Source organism: Actinotalea ferrariae CF5-4 (assembly GCF_000603945.1).
GTDB classification, from domain to species: Bacteria; Actinomycetota; Actinomycetes; order Actinomycetales; family Cellulomonadaceae; genus Actinotalea; species Actinotalea ferrariae.
This window is the reverse complement of sequence record NZ_AXCW01000503.1, coordinates 1-1,022: the sequence shown is the minus strand read 5'-3', so window position 1 is coordinate 1,022 and position 1,022 is coordinate 1. Positions and strand designations below refer to the sequence as shown.

Genomic DNA, 1,022 nt, shown 5'->3' with positions numbered 1-1,022 from the left:
CCCGCCACGTCGGTGAGGCGCTGGAGCGCCGCGATCGCGCGCCGACGCGCACCGTCGTCGAGGCCCGCGCCGTCGACGGCCGCCTCCAGCTCCGCTCGGCCCAGCGGTGCGGTCGCCGCTGTGAGGGTCTCGACCGCCGTCGCGGTCGCCGGACCGTCGGCACCCCGGGCCGCGCGGGTCACCAGGAGGGCGACGCCGGGCAGGGCCGCGTCCACGGCGTCCTGGAGGACGGCCGTGGGCACGCCCGCGTCGCTGAGGGCGCCGAGGAGGAGCTCCGCCGTCACCCCGGTGCTGCCGTCGATCCACAACGTGCTCATCGCGCGGTCCTCCCTGGTCAGGGCCTCATCGTGCCAGGGAAGGACGCCCCCACGACGGCACCGGTGGCGGGCGCCGTCGTGGGGGAGGGCCGTGCGGGGCGGGTCAGCTGTTGGGCGCGGCGGCGGAGATGTCGCCGAGGGTCGAGCGCGGGTCCTTCTCGATGGCGAGGTCACCGATCGACACGATGCCGACGAGCTCCTCGCCCGAGGTCACCGGCAGGCGGCGCACGTCGTGCTGACGCATGAGCTCGGCCGCCTCCTCCAGGGACGCGTCCGGGCTGACCGTGACCAGGTCGCTGCTGCAGGCCTGGCGCACCGGGTCGTCCCCGCTGCCGCCGACCGCGAGGACCCGCACCACGAGGTCGCGGTCGGTCACGATGCCGAGCAGCGAGCCGCCCTCCACGACGACGACGTCGCCGATGTCGCCCGAGCGCATGAGCTCGGCCGCCTCGCGCACCGTGCCGGTCGCCTCGATCGTGACGGGGTCGGGGGTGATGACGTCTGCGATCGTCCGGGCCATGTCGGTCCTCCGTCCGTGCGGTCGCGCTCCCGGGCGGAGCGCGCTCACCCCCACCATGGGCACGCCCGGCCCGGCCCGCATCCCGGCGGGTCGCTGCCGGGGTCGGGACCGCCGTGCCGCCGCGCGCCGCTGCCCCGGTACCTCCGTGCGCCCTACCGGGCGCCCAGGCGCCGGCTGAGGTCCGC

The 1,022-nt window shown here is 77.1% G+C and carries 2 protein-coding genes; both read right to left on the bottom strand.

Translation table 11 applies throughout. The features are described from left to right. Positions 1 to 317, bottom strand: a 317-nt coding sequence (larC, locus tag N866_RS19035) for a nickel insertion protein (protein WP_034229844.1), incomplete at its 3' end; no start/stop codon positions are given. Between the two features lie 103 nt (positions 318 to 420). Continuing rightward, positions 421 to 837, bottom strand: coding sequence for a CBS domain-containing protein (locus tag N866_RS19030; protein ID WP_034229842.1), 417 nt, complete (start codon positions 835 to 837; stop codon positions 421 to 423). Positions 838 to 1,022 lie beyond the last annotated feature (185 nt).

Coding starts and splice junctions, on each gene's coding strand:
- N866_RS19030 (WP_034229842.1), bottom strand. CDS start 837: ATGGCCCGGACGATCGCAGACGTCATCACCCCCGACCCCGTCACGATC.